Source organism: Muricoccus vinaceus, from assembly GCF_042433125.1.
Classification (GTDB): domain Bacteria; phylum Pseudomonadota; class Alphaproteobacteria; order Acetobacterales; family Acetobacteraceae; genus Roseomonas; species Roseomonas vinacea.
Window position 1 is genome coordinate 1 of record NZ_JBHLVZ010000148.1, and the last position, 601, is coordinate 601.

Annotated in this window: 1 protein-coding gene; it reads right to left on the minus strand. The window is 66.7% G+C overall.

Translation table 11 applies throughout. The features are described from left to right. The coding region (locus ACFFIC_RS30050) for an IS6 family transposase (RefSeq protein ID WP_377057291.1) at positions 1 to 601 on the minus strand (601 nt) is incomplete at both ends.

Genomic DNA, 601 nt, shown 5'->3' on the forward strand with positions numbered 1-601 from the left:
AGAATGGCGAGCGTCTTGGTGGCGCGACGGAGGTGAAGCAGGCGATGGCGGCTGGCGGGACTAGGCTGGCTGTGGCGAGTGCGGGGGCGGAGGAAGTCGCGGAGTTCGTCGTGGCATCGACAGAACCGCTCGGCTGAGGCGAAGCTCTTGAACCCACGCATACATCGTATGCGTCCTTTCACGCCCCGGTGGTCTTGCTCAAGTCCGTTGTTTTTATACGCGCTGGTCCGGTGCACCACGCGCCGGCCGAGCGTCGAGCGGATGGCACGCGGGTAGGAGCCGTGGCCGTCCGTGGTGACGCGCTCGGGCGTGATGCCGGTTGCGGCCTCGGCGGAGCGGAAGAAGGCCTGGGCTGCAGCCATGTCGCGGTGCTCGCTCAGCATGGTGTCGACGAGATTGCCGTCCCGGTCGATCGCCCGGTACAGGTAACACCATCGGCCCCGAACCTTCAGATACGTCTCATCGACATGCCAGTGGCGGCTGCGGGTACCGCCTTTGCCGTACCGCCGCTGCCGGAGTTCGCAGGTCAGGAGGGGCGCGAGCTTCGCTTCCCAGCCCCGGACGGCCTCGTAGCCGAAGACGATCCCACGCTGGAGGAACA